The organism is Polaribacter sp. BM10, assembly GCF_002005425.1.
In the GTDB taxonomy this organism is placed as follows: Bacteria; Bacteroidota; Bacteroidia; order Flavobacteriales; family Flavobacteriaceae; genus Polaribacter; species Polaribacter marinaquae.
In genome coordinates this window covers 2140887-2159312 of record NZ_CP019704.1, presented here as the reverse complement: position 1 = coordinate 2159312, position 18426 = coordinate 2140887, and the positions used below count along the sequence as shown (strand labels likewise).

General features: G+C 29.6%; 22 protein-coding genes and 1 pseudogene. 11 read left to right on the top strand and 12 right to left on the bottom strand.

Annotated features, from left to right (window positions below; translation table 11 throughout):
* Positions 1 to 94: 94 nt before the first annotated feature.
* The 7 genes from BXQ17_RS09640 to lysM all read right to left on the bottom strand — a co-directional run bounded on the left by BXQ17_RS09640 (position 95) and on the right by lysM (position 6160).
* Positions 95 to 1594, bottom strand: a complete 1500-nt coding sequence (locus BXQ17_RS09640) for a GH3 auxin-responsive promoter family protein (RefSeq protein ID WP_077810445.1) — start codon at positions 1592 to 1594, stop codon at positions 95 to 97.
* The gene (locus tag BXQ17_RS09635) at positions 1594 to 2460 is read right to left on the bottom strand and encodes a M23 family metallopeptidase (protein ID WP_077810444.1); all 867 of its coding nucleotides are present in this window, start codon (positions 2458 to 2460) and stop codon (positions 1594 to 1596) included. The genes BXQ17_RS09640 and BXQ17_RS09635 overlap by 1 nt, the downstream gene beginning before the upstream one ends.
* Before the next feature lie 48 nt (positions 2461 to 2508).
* A complete protein-coding gene (gene nadD, locus BXQ17_RS09630; RefSeq protein ID WP_077810443.1) occupies positions 2509 to 3090 on the bottom strand; it encodes a nicotinate (nicotinamide) nucleotide adenylyltransferase in 582 nt (193 codons plus the stop codon).
* 13 nt (positions 3091 to 3103) lie between these two features.
* Positions 3104 to 3688: a guanylate kinase gene (gmk, locus tag BXQ17_RS09625; protein ID WP_077810442.1), complete on the bottom strand. Its 585-nt coding sequence runs from the start codon at positions 3686 to 3688 to the stop codon at positions 3104 to 3106.
* Positions 3689 to 3772: 84 nt separating this feature from the next.
* Entirely contained in the window at positions 3773 to 4639 is an 867-nt protein-coding gene (locus tag BXQ17_RS09620) for a YicC/YloC family endoribonuclease (protein WP_254712359.1), read from the bottom strand.
* 35 nt (positions 4640 to 4674) lie between these two features.
* Entirely contained in the window at positions 4675 to 5568 is an 894-nt protein-coding gene (locus tag BXQ17_RS09615) for a DMT family transporter (protein ID WP_077810440.1), read from the bottom strand.
* Positions 5569 to 5689: 121 nt separating this feature from the next.
* On the bottom strand, positions 5690 to 6160 hold the full coding sequence (gene lysM / locus BXQ17_RS09610) for a peptidoglycan-binding protein LysM (protein WP_077810439.1): 471 nt from the start codon (positions 6158 to 6160) through the stop codon (positions 5690 to 5692).
* A gap of 97 nt (positions 6161 to 6257) precedes the next feature.
* Here lysM and upp point away from each other — a divergent pair, with 97 nt between their 5' ends.
* Positions 6258 to 6911: a uracil phosphoribosyltransferase gene (gene upp, locus BXQ17_RS09605; RefSeq protein ID WP_077810438.1), complete on the top strand. Its 654-nt coding sequence runs from the start codon at positions 6258 to 6260 to the stop codon at positions 6909 to 6911.
* Here upp and BXQ17_RS14600 read toward each other — a convergent pair.
* Positions 6906 to 7835 carry a DUF6427 family protein gene (locus BXQ17_RS14600; RefSeq protein WP_222927887.1) on the bottom strand — a complete coding sequence of 310 codons (930 nt, stop codon included), beginning with the start codon at positions 7833 to 7835 and terminating at the stop codon, positions 6906 to 6908. The genes upp and BXQ17_RS14600 overlap by 6 nt on opposite strands.
* 41 nt (positions 7836 to 7876) lie before the next feature.
* On the opposite strand from BXQ17_RS14600, the gene BXQ17_RS09595 reads away from it, so the two are divergent.
* The gene (locus BXQ17_RS09595; protein ID WP_077810436.1) at positions 7877 to 8098 is read left to right on the top strand and encodes a hypothetical protein; all 222 of its coding nucleotides are present in this window, start codon (positions 7877 to 7879) and stop codon (positions 8096 to 8098) included.
* A gap of 9 nt (positions 8099 to 8107) precedes the next feature.
* The gene (trmB, locus tag BXQ17_RS09590) at positions 8108 to 8779 is read left to right on the top strand and encodes a tRNA (guanosine(46)-N7)-methyltransferase TrmB (RefSeq protein ID WP_077810435.1); all 672 of its coding nucleotides are present in this window, start codon (positions 8108 to 8110) and stop codon (positions 8777 to 8779) included.
* Positions 8780 to 8834: 55 nt separating this feature from the next.
* Here trmB and BXQ17_RS09585 read toward each other — a convergent pair whose 3' ends face one another.
* Positions 8835 to 9236, bottom strand: coding sequence for a hypothetical protein (locus BXQ17_RS09585; RefSeq protein ID WP_077810434.1), 402 nt, complete (start codon positions 9234 to 9236; stop codon positions 8835 to 8837).
* Between the two features lie 121 nt (positions 9237 to 9357).
* Between BXQ17_RS09585 and BXQ17_RS09580 the strand changes: the two genes are divergently transcribed.
* Positions 9358 to 9687: an MGMT family protein gene (locus BXQ17_RS09580; protein ID WP_077810433.1), complete on the top strand. Its 330-nt coding sequence runs from the start codon at positions 9358 to 9360 to the stop codon at positions 9685 to 9687.
* Positions 9688 to 9780: 93 nt separating this feature from the next.
* Here BXQ17_RS09580 and BXQ17_RS09575 read toward each other — a convergent pair whose 3' ends face one another.
* From BXQ17_RS09575 to BXQ17_RS09565, 3 genes are all read right to left on the bottom strand, one after another.
* A complete protein-coding gene (locus tag BXQ17_RS09575) occupies positions 9781 to 10239 on the bottom strand; it encodes a hypothetical protein (RefSeq protein ID WP_077810432.1) in 459 nt (152 codons plus the stop codon).
* Between the two features lie 218 nt (positions 10240 to 10457).
* Positions 10458 to 10916, bottom strand: a complete 459-nt coding sequence (locus BXQ17_RS09570) for a hypothetical protein (protein WP_077810431.1) — start codon at positions 10914 to 10916, stop codon at positions 10458 to 10460.
* 82 nt (positions 10917 to 10998) lie between these two features.
* Positions 10999 to 11454 (bottom strand): hypothetical protein, encoded by a 456-nt coding sequence (locus BXQ17_RS09565; protein WP_149025892.1) that lies wholly within the window; start codon positions 11452 to 11454, stop codon positions 10999 to 11001.
* A 191-nt stretch (positions 11455 to 11645) separates the two neighbouring features.
* Here BXQ17_RS09565 and BXQ17_RS09560 point away from each other — a divergent pair, with 191 nt between their 5' ends.
* The 7 genes and pseudogenes from BXQ17_RS09560 to BXQ17_RS09530 all read left to right on the top strand — a co-directional run bounded on the left by BXQ17_RS09560 (position 11646) and on the right by BXQ17_RS09530 (position 18349).
* The gene (locus tag BXQ17_RS09560) at positions 11646 to 12779 is read left to right on the top strand and encodes an Mrp/NBP35 family ATP-binding protein (RefSeq protein ID WP_077810429.1); all 1134 of its coding nucleotides are present in this window, start codon (positions 11646 to 11648) and stop codon (positions 12777 to 12779) included.
* A gap of 11 nt (positions 12780 to 12790) precedes the next feature.
* Positions 12791 to 13027 carry a NifU family protein gene (locus BXQ17_RS09555; RefSeq protein WP_077810428.1) on the top strand — a complete coding sequence of 79 codons (237 nt, stop codon included), beginning with the start codon at positions 12791 to 12793 and terminating at the stop codon, positions 13025 to 13027.
* Between the two features lie 198 nt (positions 13028 to 13225).
* Positions 13226 to 14281 (top strand): NAD(P)/FAD-dependent oxidoreductase, encoded by a 1056-nt coding sequence (locus BXQ17_RS09550; protein WP_077810427.1) that lies wholly within the window; start codon positions 13226 to 13228, stop codon positions 14279 to 14281.
* A 245-nt stretch (positions 14282 to 14526) separates the two neighbouring features.
* Positions 14527 to 15684, top strand: a complete 1158-nt coding sequence (locus BXQ17_RS09545) for a homogentisate 1,2-dioxygenase (protein WP_077810426.1) — start codon at positions 14527 to 14529, stop codon at positions 15682 to 15684.
* Between the two features lie 36 nt (positions 15685 to 15720).
* A pseudogene (locus BXQ17_RS09540) lies at positions 15721 to 16080 on the top strand (four helix bundle protein).
* A 47-nt stretch (positions 16081 to 16127) separates the two neighbouring features.
* Positions 16128 to 17291, top strand: a complete 1164-nt coding sequence (hppD, locus tag BXQ17_RS09535) for a 4-hydroxyphenylpyruvate dioxygenase (RefSeq protein WP_077810425.1) — start codon at positions 16128 to 16130, stop codon at positions 17289 to 17291.
* Positions 17292 to 17431: 140 nt separating this feature from the next.
* Positions 17432 to 18349, top strand: coding sequence for a tryptophan 2,3-dioxygenase family protein (locus BXQ17_RS09530; protein ID WP_077810424.1), 918 nt, complete (start codon positions 17432 to 17434; stop codon positions 18347 to 18349).
* Positions 18350 to 18426 lie beyond the last annotated feature (77 nt).

Here is an 18426-nt window from a genome sequence, read left to right as displayed (position 1 = left end):
GTCTGTTTCTGTATTTGTTGTAAAAGTAAACAATTACTAGCACTACAGCTAAAACTAAAAATAAATAATCTCCTCCCATTTTGTATATATGTTGTTATTTTTCTATTATAAAATTATCTAAAACATCTGCAATTTTTCTGTTGTCAGAAAGTTGAGGTATTTTATTTTGTCCGCCAAATTTACCAATAGATTTCATATATTCATGAAAACCACCTTTTTTAACTTTTCTAATAATTAACGGGCGTAGTATTTTGCCTTCTATTAAATCGAAATAATAGATGTTTTGAGCTTGCATAGAAGCATCTACTTTTGCAGCAAATTCTTCTATGTTTTCTGGTTCGTTTTCAAACTCTATAAACCATTCGTGATATGGCAAGCCAGAACTTGGGTTTACTTGTGGTGCAACCGTAAATTCGCTTATATTAATAGTTGTTCCTTTTATAGAATCATTTAATGCCTTTTCTACTTCTTTACCAATAACATGCTCGCCAAATGCAGAAATAAAATGTTTAATTCTACCTGTAACTTTAATTCTATAAGGTTTTGTTGATGTAAATTCGACCGTGTCGCCAATATTATAACCCCAAAGACCTGCAGTGGTGTTTAATATAATTACATAATTTACCCCAATTTTAACGTCTTTTAAAGAGATTCTTGTTGGGTTTTCATCAAAGAATTCATTTGCCGGAATAAACTCATAAAAAATACCAGAATCTAGCTGTAAAAGCATTCCTTTTGCTGTTTGAGAATCTTGGTAAGCAATAAAGCCTTCGGATGCAGGATATAATTCTATATAATCTATTTTTTTACCAATTAAACTCTCAAATTTATTCTTGTAAGGCTCAAAATTAACACCACCGTAAATAAAGAAATTAAAATTAGGAAATAATTCTGATACAGATTTTCCTGTTTTCTCAATCAGTTTTTCGAAATACATTTGCACCCAAGACGGTATACCGCTAATTACAGACATATCTTCGTTTACTGTTTCATCTACAATCGCATTCACTTTTGTATCCCAATCTTCTATACAGTTGGTATCCCAACTTGGTAATCTGTTTTTAAGTAAGTAGTTTGGTACATAATGAGCAGCAATACCACTAAGTCTGCCAAGTTTTACGCCATTTTTATCTTCTAAAACTGGGCTTCCTTGTAAAAAAATCATTTTACCATCAACAAAACTTGCATCATTTTTTTCTGCAATATAAAACAGCATTGCATTTCTTGCCGCTGTAATATGTGTTGGCATCGATTCTTTAGTAATTGGTATATATTTAGCACCAGAAGTTGTACCAGAAGTTTTTGCAAAATATAATGGTTTCCCTGGCCAAAGTACATTTTCTTCTCCGTCAACAATTCTATCTACATACTTTCTTAGTCCTTCGTAATCTTGTACTTTAACTTGATTTTTAAAATCTTCGTAATTAGAAATGGTATCAAAATTATGATCAATACCAAAAGCAGTTTGTTTACCCTTAGAAATTAATTTTTTAAAAACTTTATCTTGTGTTTTATGCGGTTTATTAGCCCATTTATAAACCTTTTTGGTTGCAATTTTAGCAAAAGGAATGGCAAAAAAAGATTTAATACTCATTATTTAAAATCTATAAAATTTGTTGGGTTTATAGCGTAACCGCCTTTCCATAGTTCGAAATGTAAGTGCGGTCCGGTAGAAAGTTCTCCTGTAGAACCAACGCTAGCAATTACTTCGCCAGATTTTACAAAATCACCTTGTTGTTTTAGTAAATTACCATTGTGTTTGTAAACAGAAATAAAATCTTTGTTATGTTTTAAAATAATTACATAACCAGTTTCTGCGCTCCATCCAGAAAAAATAACGGTTCCTTCTGCGGCAGCTTTAACAGGTGTGCCTGTTTTAGCTATAATATCTAGTGCAAAGTGTTTAGAATTAGCATCAAAACTTTGTGAAATATTTCCTTTTAAAGGTGCGAAAAAAACAATTTTAACGCTGCTGTTAGAGTTGTTTAAAATACTAAAACGAGTTTCTCGATCTATTTTTTCTCTGTACAAAGAATCTTCTTTGGTTGCATCTAATTTGCTTTCGTCTATTGTAGTTTGTCTTGCTTCAATTTGAATAGAATCTATTTCTTCTGAACTTATCTCTCCTGTTAAAACTGGTTTTAAAGCTTTTGTATAATTTTCTAAAATAGCCAACTTTTGCTTTAAAGAATCTGCTTCGAAAGTAAGCTTTAATGCATCTGATTTTAGTTTTGAAGAAGAATAACCTGGTATGTATTCTTTAATTGGCGTAAAAGCTATTAATAATGTGGTTAAAGAAATAAGTAGAATAGAGAAAATTCCGCCTAAAACAAATACATTTAAACGAGATAGTTTTAAAGAAAAACGTTCTTCAAAAGTATTTTCGTTTAAAACAACCAACCTATATTTATCGGTTAGTTTTTGTTTTAATTTTCCTTTTTTTTTATCCTTTTTAGCCAAAGTATTTATTTTGAATATTTACAAATATACAACGAATTTAAAGTGAAATTATTTTCTATAAAAATTCATTTCATCTATGTACTGCCAAACTTCATTGGTTAAAAGCGGTTTCATATTTTTATTGTCTTTAATTCCGTTTCTAATCATTGTAGAAGAAATTTGAACAATTGGTGCAGCTACTTTTGTGATTTTTGGGTGATTATCGAATTGAGAATCTATTTTGCCTTCTGCAATTCTTGGGTAAACATAAATATTATGATGTTCTAAAATGGTTTCATAATTTTTCCATTTATGTAAGCTTTTTAAATTGTCTTCTCCCATAATCAAACAAAACTCTTTGTCTTTATACATATCAGAAATATGTGCTAAGGTGTGTACTGTGTAGTTTGGTTGTGGTAGTTTAAATTCGATATCAGAAGGTTTAATTTTGTCATATGCTTCTGTTGCTTTATAAACCAATTCTAGACGATGGTGATTGTCTAGCAAAGAACTTTTCTTTTTAAAAGGATTATGAGGTGTTACAACCATCCAGATTTCATCTAAATCTGAATTTTCTACCATATGATTGGCAATTATTAAATGCCCAATATGAATAGGATTAAAAGTGCCAAAATATAAACCAATTTTCATTTTAATAGAAGTTTTATTTCTTTAAATCTAAAAAATCGCTAACCAAATCTTCTGCTTCTTTTAAAGCAACATCTAGTTCGTAATTTTTGATGATTTTATCAAACTGTGGTGCTGTTGCCAGTTCTACAGATGCTTTTGCTACGCGCATGTTTATTTTGTCTTCACTTTCTGTAGAGCGTTTTTTTAATCTTATTTTAAGTTCGTCTACACTTGGTGGTTTTACAAATACAGATAAAGTTTCGTTTGGAAATTTCTTTTTAATTCTAAGGCCACCAACAACATCAATATCAAAAATCACATGTTTTTTAAGCGCCCAAATACGTTCTACTTCAGATTTTAAAGTTCCGTAGAAATTATCTCTGTAAACTTCTTCCCATTCTAAAAATTCGTCGCCTTTAATTTTACTTTTAAAATCTTTTAAAGAGATAAAATAGTAATCTTCACCATCTTTTTCTTCTCCTCTTGGTTCTCTAGAAGTAGCAGAAATAGAAAACTCTAAATTAAATTTTTCTTGTTTTAATAAATGACGAACAATTGTTGTTTTTCCTGAACCAGAAGGTGCTGAAAAGACGAATAATTTACCTTTAAATTCTGACATAAATGTTTAATTTTTGTCATTCTGAATAGATTTCAGAATTATATGTTATTAGTTTTAAACCAGTATTTTGGTTTATTTTGATGCTTAAAGTACGTTTAAGATTTGCTCTTTAATTTGCTCTAATTCGTTTTTCATTTGAATTACCGATTTTTGCATAGGTGCAAAATTTGCTTTAGAACCTGTAGTATTAATTTCTCTACCCATTTCTTGAATTACAAAACCTAACTTTTTACCGTTAGAGTCTGGTGTAGCCAATGTTTCTAAAAAGTAATCTAAATGGTTTGCTAAACGAACCTTTTCTTCGTTTATATCTAATTTTTCTAGATAATAGATTAACTCTTGCTCAAAACGATTTTCATCTGTATCTACTTTTAAATCGTCTATCGCCTTTTTTAAACGTGCTTTTACGTTTGCTATTCTATCGCCATCTAAAGCTTTTACTTCTTCTAAATACATTTTAATATTTGCAATTCTTTGTTTAAAATCTATTTCTAAAGAAGCGGCCTCGTCTGTTCTATATTGTACAATTTCTTTTATGGCAACATCTATATGTTCATCAATTAGATTCCATTCATTTTCATCTAATTCTTCTCTTTCTGTTTTTAATGCATCTGGCATTCTAACAGCCATTTTTAACAATTCTACATCGTCTGTAGAACCAGTTTGCACAACATTTCTTAATTGTTGTATGTATTCTTTTACAACACCATGATTAACAGTTGTAGAAGTCTCATCTGCAGTCATTTCTACAAATATCGAAAAATCTACTTTTCCACGAACTAAGGCAGCTGCTAATTTTTTACGCACAGGTAATTCTTTTTCTTTGTAATAAGAAGGAATTCTAACGTTTAAATCTAAATTTTTACTGTTTAAAGATTTAATTTCTATAGTAACTTTTTTGGTAGGCAATTGTAATACTGCTTTACCATAACCCGTCATAGATTGAATCATAAAATCATCATTTTAAATAAGTTGCAAATATAGTTTTATTTGGTAGATTTTTCTACTTGTTTGGTTACTAAATACACACCAATAAATATTAAGATTGTAGCACTTATTTTAACGGTATTTAAAGAATCGCTACCAACAATTAATGCATAAATTGTAGCAATTACAGGTTGTAAATAAATAAAAACACTAACGGTTGTTGGTTTTAATTTTGATAAACCATACAGATTAAAAAGATAGGTAACACAAGATGTAAAAATTACAACAAAACCGATATTCCAATAAATGTTGGTAGGTATTTCTTGCCAAGAAACTTCTAATATCTCGCTATAACCAAACGGAATTACAAAAATAGAACCGAATAAATATAGCCACTTTACAAAAACAATTGGGTTGTATTTTACAATTAAATCTTTAGCCAAAACCAAATACAAACCATAAGATGCCGCATTTACAAAAACTAAAAAGTTACCAAAGTTATTATTGGTTCCTTCGGATGAATTATTACCATAAGTAATTAATAATATGGTGCCAATTAAACCTATAAAAACACCTAGAATTCGTTGTTTACCTATTCTTTTTCTTATTAAAATACTAGAGAAAATTAGTACCATAATGGGTGATGTAACCATCATTACAGATGCGCTTATAGGTGTAGTAATACTTAAGCCTTTAAAAAAAGTTAACATGTTTAAACCAATTCCGAAAAAAGAAGCTAAAAGTATTTTTTTATAATCTTCTTTTTCTATTTTTTGTTGTTTAATAAACAAACCTATCGTCCAGAAAATAGTTGTTGCACCAATAACTCTTACCAATATAAAAGCATAAGGTTTTAAATAAATTGGCATAACATCTTTAGCAATAGTAAATGTTAAACCATAAATTAATGTTGCAATAGAAACTGCAAAAAGAGCTAATATTCTTTTATTCATTTTTAAAAATGTAAACTATATTAGCTTGCAAAGTTGCTAATAAAATTTAGATTCTAAGCAAAAAAAAAGAGCTTCAAAAATAATTTTTGAAACTCTTATGGTTTGGTTGATTAACTTTTAGTTAGTCTACTAATGGTGGTATTCTTAATACCTGTCCAGGATAAATTTTATCTGGATGAGTTAACATAGGCTTGTTTGCTTCAAATATAACAGGGTATTTCATTGCATTACCGTAATATTCTTTTGCTATTTTACCTAAAGTATCTCCTTTTTCTACTGTATGAAATTGTGCCATTGCTTCTTCTTCAATCTCTTCTACTTCTGCAACAGTAATATTATCTTCTACAGAAGAAATTCCGTTTGTATTTCCTACCACTAAAACTACTTTTTCTTTTGTAGCTAAATCGGCAGTTTCTCCCCACAACTTTACTACGTCATCATTTACTTCTATAGATAAATCTGTAACCTGTAAATCTAATGCAGTAATGGCATTTCTTAATTGTTCAGACTTTTCTGCATTTTCTTCTTCTGTAGTTTTTCCAATACCAAAAACTTTGGCTCCGGCATTTTTAATGAATGAAAAAATTCCCATTTTTTTTATTTTTTTAGTGATTAAATTAACTAAATTCTTAGAGCAAGATACAAATTTTACTTAATTATGCTACATTTGTTTATCAAATTTCTATAAAATGCATATTCATAATATTTCTTCTAGTAATACAATTTTAAATAAATTCATCTCAGAAATTAGAGATGTAAATGTTCAAAAAGATTCTTTACGGTTTCGAAGAAATATAGAAAGAATAGGTGAGGTTTTAAGTTATGAATTAAGTAAAGAACTTAATTACTCTGTAAATAAAGTAGAAACTCCTTTAGGAATTAAAGAAATTGATCAACTTACCAACAAAATTGTTTTGTGTTCTATTTTAAGAGCTGGTTTGCCTTTGCATCAAGGATTATTAAATTATTTTGATGATGCAGAAAATGCTTTTATTTCTGCTTATAGAAATCATCCAGAAAATGGCGTTCCATCAGAAATTATTGTAGAGTATTTTGCTTCACCATCCATAGAAAATAAAACGTTGTTACTTGCAGATCCTATGTTGGCAACTGGCCAAAGTTTAGTTGCTGTTTATGAGGCGATCAAAAAATATGGAGTGCCAAAAGAATTGCATATTATAGTTGTAATTGCCTCTAAAGAAGGAGTGGATTATATTTCTAAACATTTTCCAGAAAACACACATTTATGGATAGCTGCTTTGGATGAAACTTTAAATAAGAAAGGATATATAATTCCGGGTTTAGGTGATGCCGGAGATTTAGCTTTTGGTAAAAAATTATAAAAGAAATAGAAAAAATACTAAACCTAAAATTAATACTGATAATACAACATTTTTAATAATGTTGTTTTTAATTAATTCTATACCATTTGCACAAATTACACTTGCAGGAAAAAGTAAAAATAGCATCTCAGAGCCATTTTTATTAGGAATTAATAGTGCAAAAAACAACGATATTGTAAAGTTTAATAAAAGTAATAACCAGCTTTTTTTAAATGAATTATTTACAGAAAGCGTTTTTGGAGATTTCATAATAATTGAAATCACAGAAAGTATAATTATCAAAACTATAATCCAATTAAAGTTGTTTTTAGAGTATAAGAGTAAACTTTTAAAGCTATTAAAGTAAAAAAGGTTTGTAAAAACATACAATTGATCTTGCCAAAAACAATAGGTAAAATAAATAATTAAAGGACACGCAAAACCTATTAAAGGTGCTATTAAACGATTAATTATGGGTTTTTGATGCACAAAAATACCAGCATAAATTAGTATGGCAAACATTGCTGTAAAAGGCTCTAAAATAAATAAGATACTTAACCAAAAACCGCTATCGAAAAGTTTTTGCAATATCTTTTTTGGAGATTTTAAACTGTAAATTTTTCTTAGAAATAGAATATGTAACAGTATTATTATTAGTGTTTTAGAGTTGTTTATTAACGGTAGAAAAAATGCAAGTAAAACTGTAAAAACAAAGAAAGCATAAGAATTATCGAATGTTAGATTATTCTTGGTTACTACAAAGTTGTAAAAGAAAAAAAGAAATAAAAAAAGTGCAATTAAACCAGCAACTTCAAACACTAATTTAAATTGAAAATTTTGTCCCAAATAGATTGGTAGTGTTGTAAATAAAAACAGACAAATAAAAACGCTTAAAAGAATTATGAAATTGATTGGTTTAGATTTCCCTAAAAAATTGGCTAGCATTGTTTCTTTTGTTATTTTTGCAGTGTAAAGATAATTAAGTTATGATAGCAAGCAATATTTTTAGATGGATTGGTAGTTTATTTACAGATATATTATTCTTACCATTCGATTGGTTAAGATTAACTGTAGCAAATGCAGATCTAGGTTGGTGGGTTTCTAATGCCTTAAACTGGGGTTTTTTAGTAATTCTTTTAGTTTTATTTGCATATTGGATGGGAGAATCTCGTCGATTTGTGAAAGAAGGAACTGAAGATAGAGCTTAATTCATTATTTTGGGAAGCAAAAACAAACTAAAACGTTTTAAAGAAAACGAAACGTTCGAAAATGTCATTCAACCAACAAGAGAAGAAGTTATAACTAACTTTTCTCACAAAGGTAAATGGCATTCTTTTTTTGGAAACAACAACCCAATAGTTGTAGAACTTGGTTGTGGTAAAGGAGAGTACACAATTGCATTGGCAAGAAAAAATCCTGATAAAAACTATATAGGTATAGATATTAAAGGAGCTCGTTTTTGGCGAGGTGCTAAAACTGCAATAGAAGAAAACTTGCCTAATGTTGCTTTTGTTAGAACCCAAATAGAGTTGGTAGATTATATATTTTCAGAAAATGAAGTGTCAGAAATCTGGATAACTTTTCCAGATCCGCAAATAAAATACCAACGTACTAAACACCGAATGACAAATTCTAAATTCCTTAAAAAATACAGTGTAATTTTAAGTGAAGACGGTATAATGAATCTAAAAACCGATAGCGAATTTATGCACGGTTATACTTTAGGTTTATTACATGGAGAAGGTCATGAGGTTTTGTATGCAAATCATACAGTTTATAAAAACGAAGGTGCGCCCGAAGAAGTTACAGAAACTCAAACTTTTTACGAGAATCAGTATTTAGAAATAGGAAAACCTATTACTTATATAAAGTTTAAATTAAAATATTAAAACATATTAAAAACATCAATTTTTGTAAAATTGATGTTTTTTTTTGAAGTTTATATTAATTTATTAGCTCAAATTTACCAGACCAAGAAAGACCTTGTAGGTTAGACTCATAATAAAAAGTACTTCCTTTTTTTCTTACAATTTTTGTTTTCATAATGGTACCAATACCAAACGGCAAATCACTTTTTTTAATTTCGGTAATCACTAGTTTGTATTCTTTTCTATTTATCCATTGTATTTTTGCTTTAATAAACTCGTTATTAGGATAAAATTCAGTGTAAACATCATTCTTTATTTCAACAATAACATCACAGGTGTCATTACAATATTTGTAAGTACCATCTTGCATATAATCATTTGTAATAGATGTTTGTTGATAATTTACATTTTGAGAATAAAAAGTTTGATTTGTGTTAATAATAAAAATTAAGGCGAAAAATAGTGTTAAAGTTTTCATGATATTGAGGGATTTAAAAGTTATAGCTCAATATGCTTAAAATCAATTATTTAAAACATGATAAATGTCATGTTTAGTTAAATTTAGTTTTTTTCTTAATTTCATTTTGTAAATTCACGCTATGAAAGAAACCGATAATTTTTTCGAAAAAGTTTATGCAGTAACACGTTTAGTTCCTTTTGGTCGAGTAACAACGTATGGTGCAATTGCAACGTATTTAGGTGCAGCAAGATCTGCAAGAATGGTTGGTTGGGCAATGAACAAAGCGCATAATTTAGAAGATGTACCAGCACACAGAGTTGTAAATAGAAAAGGTTTACTTACAGGTAAACATCATTTTGATGGTACTAACTTAATGCAACAGTTATTAGAAAATGAAGGAATAAAAGTAATAGAGAATCAAATTATAGATTTTGATAAAGTTCTCTGGAATCCTTCTGCCGAGTTATAAATCAATTTTAAACTATTGAAATAAAAACACCTACCAAATAAATGATAGGTGTCTTAACTAATTTAAACATTTCTATTTTTATAGCAAGTCGATTTAAATTTTTCTGAATTTTCCAGACCAAGTTAGTCCTTGTAAATTAGACTCATAATATATTCTAGATCCTTTAATTTTTACAATCTTGGTATCCATTTTGGTACCAACTTCAAAAGGAAGATTGTCTTTATTAATATCAATAATTTCTAAAGAATACTTGTCTTCTGCAGACCATTCTATTTTGGCCTTTATATATTGATTATTTGAATGATATTCTGTGTAGTAACCGTCTTTAATCTCTACAATAATTTCGTTTCCTTTACTTGTATAAACATATTTACCTTCTTCTAAAAGAGTTTCTTTAATTTCTAAAGAACTATTTTTGCTGTTTTGTAAACTAGATTGGTAATAATTGTTTCTAAAGTTAGAAGCAACAACAGAATTTTGTGCTTTTAATGTTTGTAAGCCTAAAAACACTATCAAGGCTGTTCCTGTAAATTTTAATATTTTGCTGATCATAATAAATGGGGGATTTTAATTAATTTATTCTATACCTCAAAGTTAATAACACATTAGGTTTTATATTTTACATAATTTTAATTTTTTGTTATAATATTTTAAGTTTTTGAATTTTAAAGGATTTGTTTTAAGTGTGTTAGCTACTTTTATAAAAAAAGCCTATCATAAAAATGATAGGCTTTAAATAACAAATTAGAACATCTCTGTTTTTATAGCGATTATTCTATTTTTCTAAATCTACCAGACCAAGTTAGTCCTTCTAAATTAGATTCGTAATAAAATTTATCTCCTTTTACTTTAATAATCTCAGTTTCCATAACTGTACCTTCTTTAAAAGGTAGGTTTTCTTTTTGAATTTCTGTAACTACAAGTTTATAGTTGTTTTCTGAAGACCAATTAATCTTTGCTTTAATAAATTCGTTTTCACCGTGATATTCTGTGTAAAAACCATCTTTTATTTCAACAATTACTTCTTTACCTTTACTTGTGTAAGCGTATTTTCCTTCTTCTAAAGCTGTTTCTTTAATAACTTCTTTATCCTCTGGATCTGTTTTGTAATCGGTTTCAAATAATTCTAACTCATTCGAATTCATAGCAACATCTTGCGCAAAAAATGTACTTAATCCTAAAAAAAAGAATGCAATAAAGATTTGAGTTTTAATGGTAGTTTTTTTCATAATGTAGGGGTTTTAAATATTTAATGTTTAGACAAATTAAATACCTGGGTTAATTAGGGTTTGGGTTAATTTTAGTTTGTTTTTATATGTTTGTTATTTTTTTGAATTTTCCTGTCCAAGAAGCTTTATGAGTATCAATTAAATCAGATTTATAAAAATATTGATTGCCCTTAACTTTGGTAATTTTAGTTGTTAATTTGGTACCTTGTTTAAAAGGAAGGTTTTCCTTATTTAAATCTACAATTGTTAAAATGTATTGGTTTTTTGTTAACCAATCTATTTTAGCCTTAATAAACTCATTGTTAGCATAAGTTTCTGTGTAATATCCATTTTTAATAGATACAATTACTTCTTTAGAACCTAACTTATAAGAATAAGTACCGTTTTCTAAAATTGTATTAGATGTGTTGCTTGAGCTAAAAGTAGTTTCAGAAGAGTTGTTTTCTTCGATAGCATAAGCTACATCCTGACAAAAAGCATTGGTAAAAGTTAGAAATAAAGTTACAATACTTACAGTAAATAAATTTTTTTTCATCATTAGGGGGGTTGATATACTCAAATCTATTGATAAACAAATTTGTTTTATTGTAAAAAATCGTAGTTGTGTAATAAAAATTTATTTTTAAAAATAAGAATGCTTTATTAGGTAATAAATATTGAGTATCTACAAGCTTTAATTTCTAATCAGTAAGATGTATCTTTGCAATCAAGATTAAATAAAGATAAGACGTGAGTTTTAAGAAACAAGATATATATAAGGCATTAGAAACTATTACCGCGCCAGGAGAAGGTAAAAGTTTAGTTGAAAACAATAACATTACCAATGTTGTTACTTTTGGTAATGAAGTAGAGGTAGATGTTACTATTAGCAACCCAACGTTGCAGGCAAAAAAGAAAATCGAGTCAGAGATTTCAAAAGCAATTAAAACAAATGTTTCAGAAGAGATAACTGTAAAGGTTAACGTTAAAGTTGAAAAACCAGCAGTTAAAGAAAACCCGAATCAAATTAGAGGTAAAGAAATACCTAACATAAAAAATATAATTGCCATTGCCTCTGGTAAAGGTGGTGTTGGTAAATCTACAATTACAGCAAATACAGCTATTTCCTTAGCAAAAATGGGTTTTAATGTTGGTGTTTTAGATGCTGATGTTTATGGTCCGTCGCAACATATTATGTTCGATGTAGAAAAGCAAAAACCACTTTCTGTTAATGTAGATGGTCGTTCTAAAATGAAACCAATCGAAAATTACGGAGTAAAATTGTTATCATTAGGTTTCTTTACAAACCCAGATCAAGCTGTTATTTGGCGTGGACCAATGGCTTCGAAAGCATTAAATCAATTAATTTTTGATGCAGATTGGGGTGAATTAGATTTTCTATTAATAGACTTACCTCCAGGAACCGGAGATGTGCATTTATCAATAGTACAAGCACTTCCAATTAACGGTGCTGTAGTAGTTAGTACGCCACAAAACATTGCTTTAGCAGATGCTAAAAAAGGTGTTGCAATGTTTCAGCAAGAAAATATCAATGTGCCTGTTTTAGGAATTATAGAAAACATGGCATATTTTACACCAGAAGAGTTACCAAACAATAAATATTATATATTTGGGCAAGATGGCGCAAAAAATTTAGCAACAGACATTAATACCAAGTTTTTAGGAGAAGTTCCTTTAGTACAAAGTATTAGAGAGTCTGGTGATGTTGGTCATCCGGTAGCATTACAAAACGGAACAATTTTAGAAGAATCTTTTAACGAGATTACTAAAGAAATGGTTTCAGAATTATTAAAAAGAAACGAAAACTTACCACCAACAGAAGTTGTTAGAATAACAACAATGAGTGGTTGTAGTTCAAAATAAATTCATTTTATATGACAGCACAAGAAACATTAGACAATGTAGAAAAAGCGTTAGAAGAAATTCGCCCTTTTTTAATGAGTGATGGCGGTAATATTAAACTTTTATCTATAGAAGATGCTATTGTAAAAGTACAATTAGAAGGCGCTTGCACAGGTTGTTCTGTAAACCAAATGACCTTAAAAAATGGTGTAGAAGCTACAATTAAAAAGTATGCACCACAAATAGAAGAAGTTATAAATGTTGCTTAAACTGACAAAAATCAGTTTTAAATTAAAAGCAATAATATAATTTTGGGCGTTCCCTAAAAAGGTCGGGCTTTTGCACTCGCTTTTTTTACAGAAAAAGTAAAAAAGAGCTCAAACAAATGCTGCAATCCCTAACGCAAACAATAAAAATAAAAGCCTCACAAGAATAAAACTTTGTGAGGTTTTAAAACATAATAAAGAATGATTACTACAGATATTTTAATAATTGGCGCAGGACCAACAGGTTTGTTTACCGTTTTTGAAGCAGGTTTGTTAAAATTGCGTTGTCATTTAATAGATGCTTTGCCACAACCTGGTGGGCAATGTTCAGAAATCTATCCGAAGAAACCTATTTATGATATACCTGCTTATCCAGAAATTTTAGCAGGAGATTTAACCGAAAGGTTAATGGAGCAAATAAAACAATTTGAGCCAGGTTTTACGTTAGGTGAAAGAGCAGATACTGTAGAAAAACAAGAAGATGGTACTTTTGTTGTTACCACAAATAAAGGCACAAAACACCATGCAAAAGTAGTTGCAATTGCGGGTGGTTTAGGTTCTTTTGAGCCAAGAAAGCCACCGATTCCTAACATTAAAGATTTTGAAGACAAAGGTGTTGAGTATATTATTAGAGATCCAGAGTTTTATAGAGATAAAAAAGTAGTAATTTCTGGTGGTGGAGACTCTGCCTTAGATTGGTCTATTTTCTTAACAGACGTTGCATCTTCTGTAACTTTAATACATAGAAGAAACGAATTTAGAGGCGCCTTAGATTCTGTAGATAAAGTACAAGAATTAAAAGATGCTGGTAAAATTACACTTATAACACCAGCAGAAGTTAAAGGTATTATTGGTACAGATAAAGTAGAAGGTGTTTCTGTTGTTAAAAAAGGCGAAGAACCTTTTACTATAGAAACAGATCATTTTATCCCTTTATTTGGGTTGTCTCCAAAGCTAGGTCCAATTGCAAATTGGGGCTTAGAAATCGAAAAAAATGCAATTAAAGTTAACAATGCGTTAGATTATCAAACAAATATACCAGGTATTTATGCTATTGGAGATGTAAACACATATCCTGGTAAGTTAAAGTTAATTCTTTGTGGTTTTCACGAAGCAACTTTAATGTGTCAAAGCGCTTATAAAAGAATTTTTCCTGATAAAAAATATGTAATGAAGTACACAACTGTAGGAGGAATTGATGGTTTTGATGGAACAAGAAAAGAAGCGCCAAAAGCAGTTGTAAAAAAGATAGAATAAAAAAGTAAGTTACTTTTTTAATAAAATAAGGAGATTTTAAGTAATATTATAAATAGATTTTTAGACTATTTTAGAATTACTTAAAATCTCCTTTGCTTTTTGTATATTTGTGTAGTTCACTAAATCGATTGAAATGTATTCAGATTTACTATCACACTTAAAATTTCTTATCAAACGCAATCCAGAATAACTATTCTTAAATCTTTATTTTAATCAATTTTATTAATTTAAATTTTAAGAAAAACATGCCTTTTTATCATAAATTAGGAGAAATCCCTCCAAAAAGACACACACAGTTTCGTAAAAAAGACGGTAGTTTGTATTACGAACAATTGTTTGGTACCATTGGTTTCGACGGAATGTCTACCAATAGCTATCATGAACATAGACCAACAATGGTCAAAGAAATACGCAAGCAATATTCTGTAAAACCTAAAATTGCAAAAGAAAACAATATTCAATCATATCGCTTTCGCGGATTTCAAGTTCCGCCAGAAAATGATTATTTAGAAAGTAGAAAAGTAGTTTTAACAAACTCAGATTGTAATATAATTTTATCAGCACCAAAACAATCTACTACAGAATATTTTTACAAAAACACAGATGCAGATGAGGTTATTTTTATCCATAAAGGAACCGGGAAATTAAGAACACATCTTGGAAATCTAGATTTTAAATACGGCGATTATTTAGTAATACCACGTGGCGTTATTTATAAATTAGATTTCGATGATGAAAACAATCGTTTGTTTATTGTAGAATCATACTCGCCCGTTTATACACCAAAACGTTACCGAAATTGGTTTGGTCAGTTGTTAGAACATTCTCCTTTTTGCGAGCGAGATTTAAGAAGACCTTACGAGTTAGAAACAAATAACGAATTAGGAGATTTTTTAATCAAAGTAAAAAAACAAGGCGAAATTATAGAAATGGTATACGCATCTCATCCTTTTGATGTTGTGGGTTACGATGGATATAATTTTCCGTACGCATTTTCTATTCACGATTTCGAACCAATAACAGGTCGCATTCATCAACCGCCACCAGTGCATCAAACTTTTGAAACAAATGCATTTGTAATTTGCAGTTTTGTACCACGTTTGTATGATTATCATCCAAATTCAATACCTGCGCCATACAACCATAGTAATATAGATTCTGACGAAGTTCTGTATTATGTAGATGGCGATTTTATGAGTAGAAACGATATCGATCAAGGTCACATTTCATTGCATCCAGCAGGTATTCCGCACGGACCACACCCCGGAACAACAGAAAAAAGTATCGGAAAAACAAAAACCGAAGAATTGGCAGTTATGGTAGACACTTTTAAACCTTTAATGGTTACAGAAGAAGCTATGAAAATTGCCGATGAAGATTATTACAAATCGTGGTTGGAGTAAATTAGAGAAAAGAAGTTAGATGAAAGAATAAAGAAAATGGAGAGGCGAAAAAGACATAATTACAAGAATTTAAAGATTTGGAAAATCGGAATTGAAATTGTTGATGATGTTTTTGGGCTTTTGAGTGAGTTTCCTAAAGATGAAAAATTCGGGTTAAGATCTCAACTAAGTAGATGCTCTGTTTCAATTCCTAGTAATATTGCAGAAGGTTCATCTAGAACTGATAAATCATTTTCGCATTTTTAAGATATTTCTTTAGGTTCTTCTTTCGAACTTGAAACCCAATTAATAATAGCTTGCAATAGAAATTATATAAAAAAAGAACAATTAATAAAGATTGAAGTAAAAATTCAAGAATTTCAAAAGATGACCATGGGTTTTCAAGATAAACTCTAAAAATCTTTTCTCTTGTATCTCTTCTCTCTTTTCTATAAAGTAAACAGATGAGTAAAAAAGAAATAAAATCAGTAAACTACGGTTTAGAAAAAATATTTGAAGGAGCACAAGATTTCCTTCCACTTTTAGGAACAGATTACGTAGAGTTTTATGTAGGTAACGCAAAACAAGCAGCACATTTTTACAAAACAGCATTCGGATTTCAATCACACGCCTATCGCGGATTAGAAACTGGAGCTAAAGATTCTGTGTCTTATGTACTTACACAAGACAAAATAAAGTTGATGCTAACAACGCCGTTAAATAGCAAATCGCCAATTAATGACCATATTGTAAAACATGGTGACGGAGTTAAAGTTGTTGCTCTTTGGGTTGAAGATGCTAGAAAAGCTTACGAAGAAACAACTTCTAGAGGTGCAAAATCTTATATGGAACCAACCGTAGAAAAAGATGAACACGGTGAAGTTGTAAGAGCTGGAATTTATACTTATGGTGAAACTGTTCATATGTTTGTAGAACGTAAAAATTACAACGGCGCATTTTTACCAGGCTTTCAAAAATGGGAATCAGACTACAATCCGCCAACTGCGGGTTTAAAATATATCGATCATATGGTTGGTAATGTTGGTTGGAATCAAATGGATGTTTGGGTGAAATGGTACGAAGACGTTATGGGATTCGAAAACTTTTTATCTTTTGATGATAAGCAAATTCATACAGAATATTCTGCATTAATGAGTAAAGTTATGTCTAACGGAAATGGACGAATCAAATTTCCTATAAACGAACCAGCAGAAGGTAAGAAACGTTCTCAAATAGAAGAATATCTAGATTTTTATGAAGGTGCAGGTGTACAACATATCGCGGTTGCAACAGATGATATTTTAAAAACAGTATCGCAATTAAGAGCAAACGGAGTAGAGTTTTTATCTACGCCACCAGATGAATATTATAAATCTGTTCCTGGTCGTTTAGAAGAGTTTAGCCACGAGTTAAAAGAAGATATCGAAAAACTAAAAGGTTTAGGTATTATGATTGATGCGGATGAAGAAGGTTATTTATTACAAATTTTCACAAAACCAGTAGAAGATAGACCAACCTTATTTTTTGAAATCATTCAAAGAATGGGAGCTAAAGGTTTTGGAGCAGGAAACTTTAAGGCATTGTTTGAGTCTATAGAAAGAGAACAAGCAAAAAGAGGAACTTTATAAGTAAAGTTCTTATTATAAAGTATTATTACAACCAAGAGTAAGATGATTATCATTTTACTCTTGGTTTTTTATTTGGCAAATAAATTAGATTTTCAAAAAAAAGTCTTGTTTCTTTGTTCTTATATCTTGATTCTTAAATTATGAACAGAGAAGAAATACTCAAAGCAATAGAAGAAAAATACGATAAATTAGGTGTTCCTGTAGATGCAATGTTAGAAGGTTTGTTGCATAGTACGCCAATTACGTATTGGGATTATATTCAGACAGATGCACTTTTAGGTTTGCAAACACCAAGAACAACGCAACCAGATGAAATGGTTTTTATTATGTATCATCAAGTAAACGAGTTGCTTTTTAAAATGATTTTGTGGGAGATTGCGCAAGTATCAAAAGCTATAGAAGTAACTGCAGATAAGTTTTCGATGCATTTAAATAGAATTAGTAGATATTTTGATATGCTTTGCAATTCTTTTTCTGTTATGGCAGAAGGTATGGAGAAAGAACAATATTTAAAATTTAGAAATACATTAACACCTGCAAGTGGTTTTCAATCGGCACAATATCGTAAAATAGAATTTGCATCTACAGAATTGATCAACTTAATAGACGCAAGATATAGAGATTCTATTGATAGAAATTCTTCTTTTAAGAATGCATACAATCATTTGTATTGGCAAGCAGCAGGTAAAAACTACACAACAGGTCAAAAATCTACATTATTAAACTTATTCGAAAAGAAGTATTTAGGTGAGTTTATAGATTTCATGGAGGATTATAACGATATAAATTTATCTCGAAAATTTAAAGAATTACCAAAAGATGTGCAGCAGAACCCAAGTCTAATAAAGGCAATGAGGCATTACGATTATACCGTAAATGTAAAATGGGTAATGGCACATTACAAAGCTGCTGGTAAATATTTAGGCGGAAAAGAAAAAGATTTAGAGGCAACTGGCGGAAGTAGTTGGCGTAAATACATGCATCCAAAGTATCAAAGAAGAATTTTTTATCCGTATTTATGGAGCGAAGAAGAGTTAAAGAATTGGGGAACATTTTAGATAACAATGCTACGATTCTTTTAAAAATTAGTATTTAAAGAAAACGTTAAAAAGTGATTTACAAATTATTAGTAAAT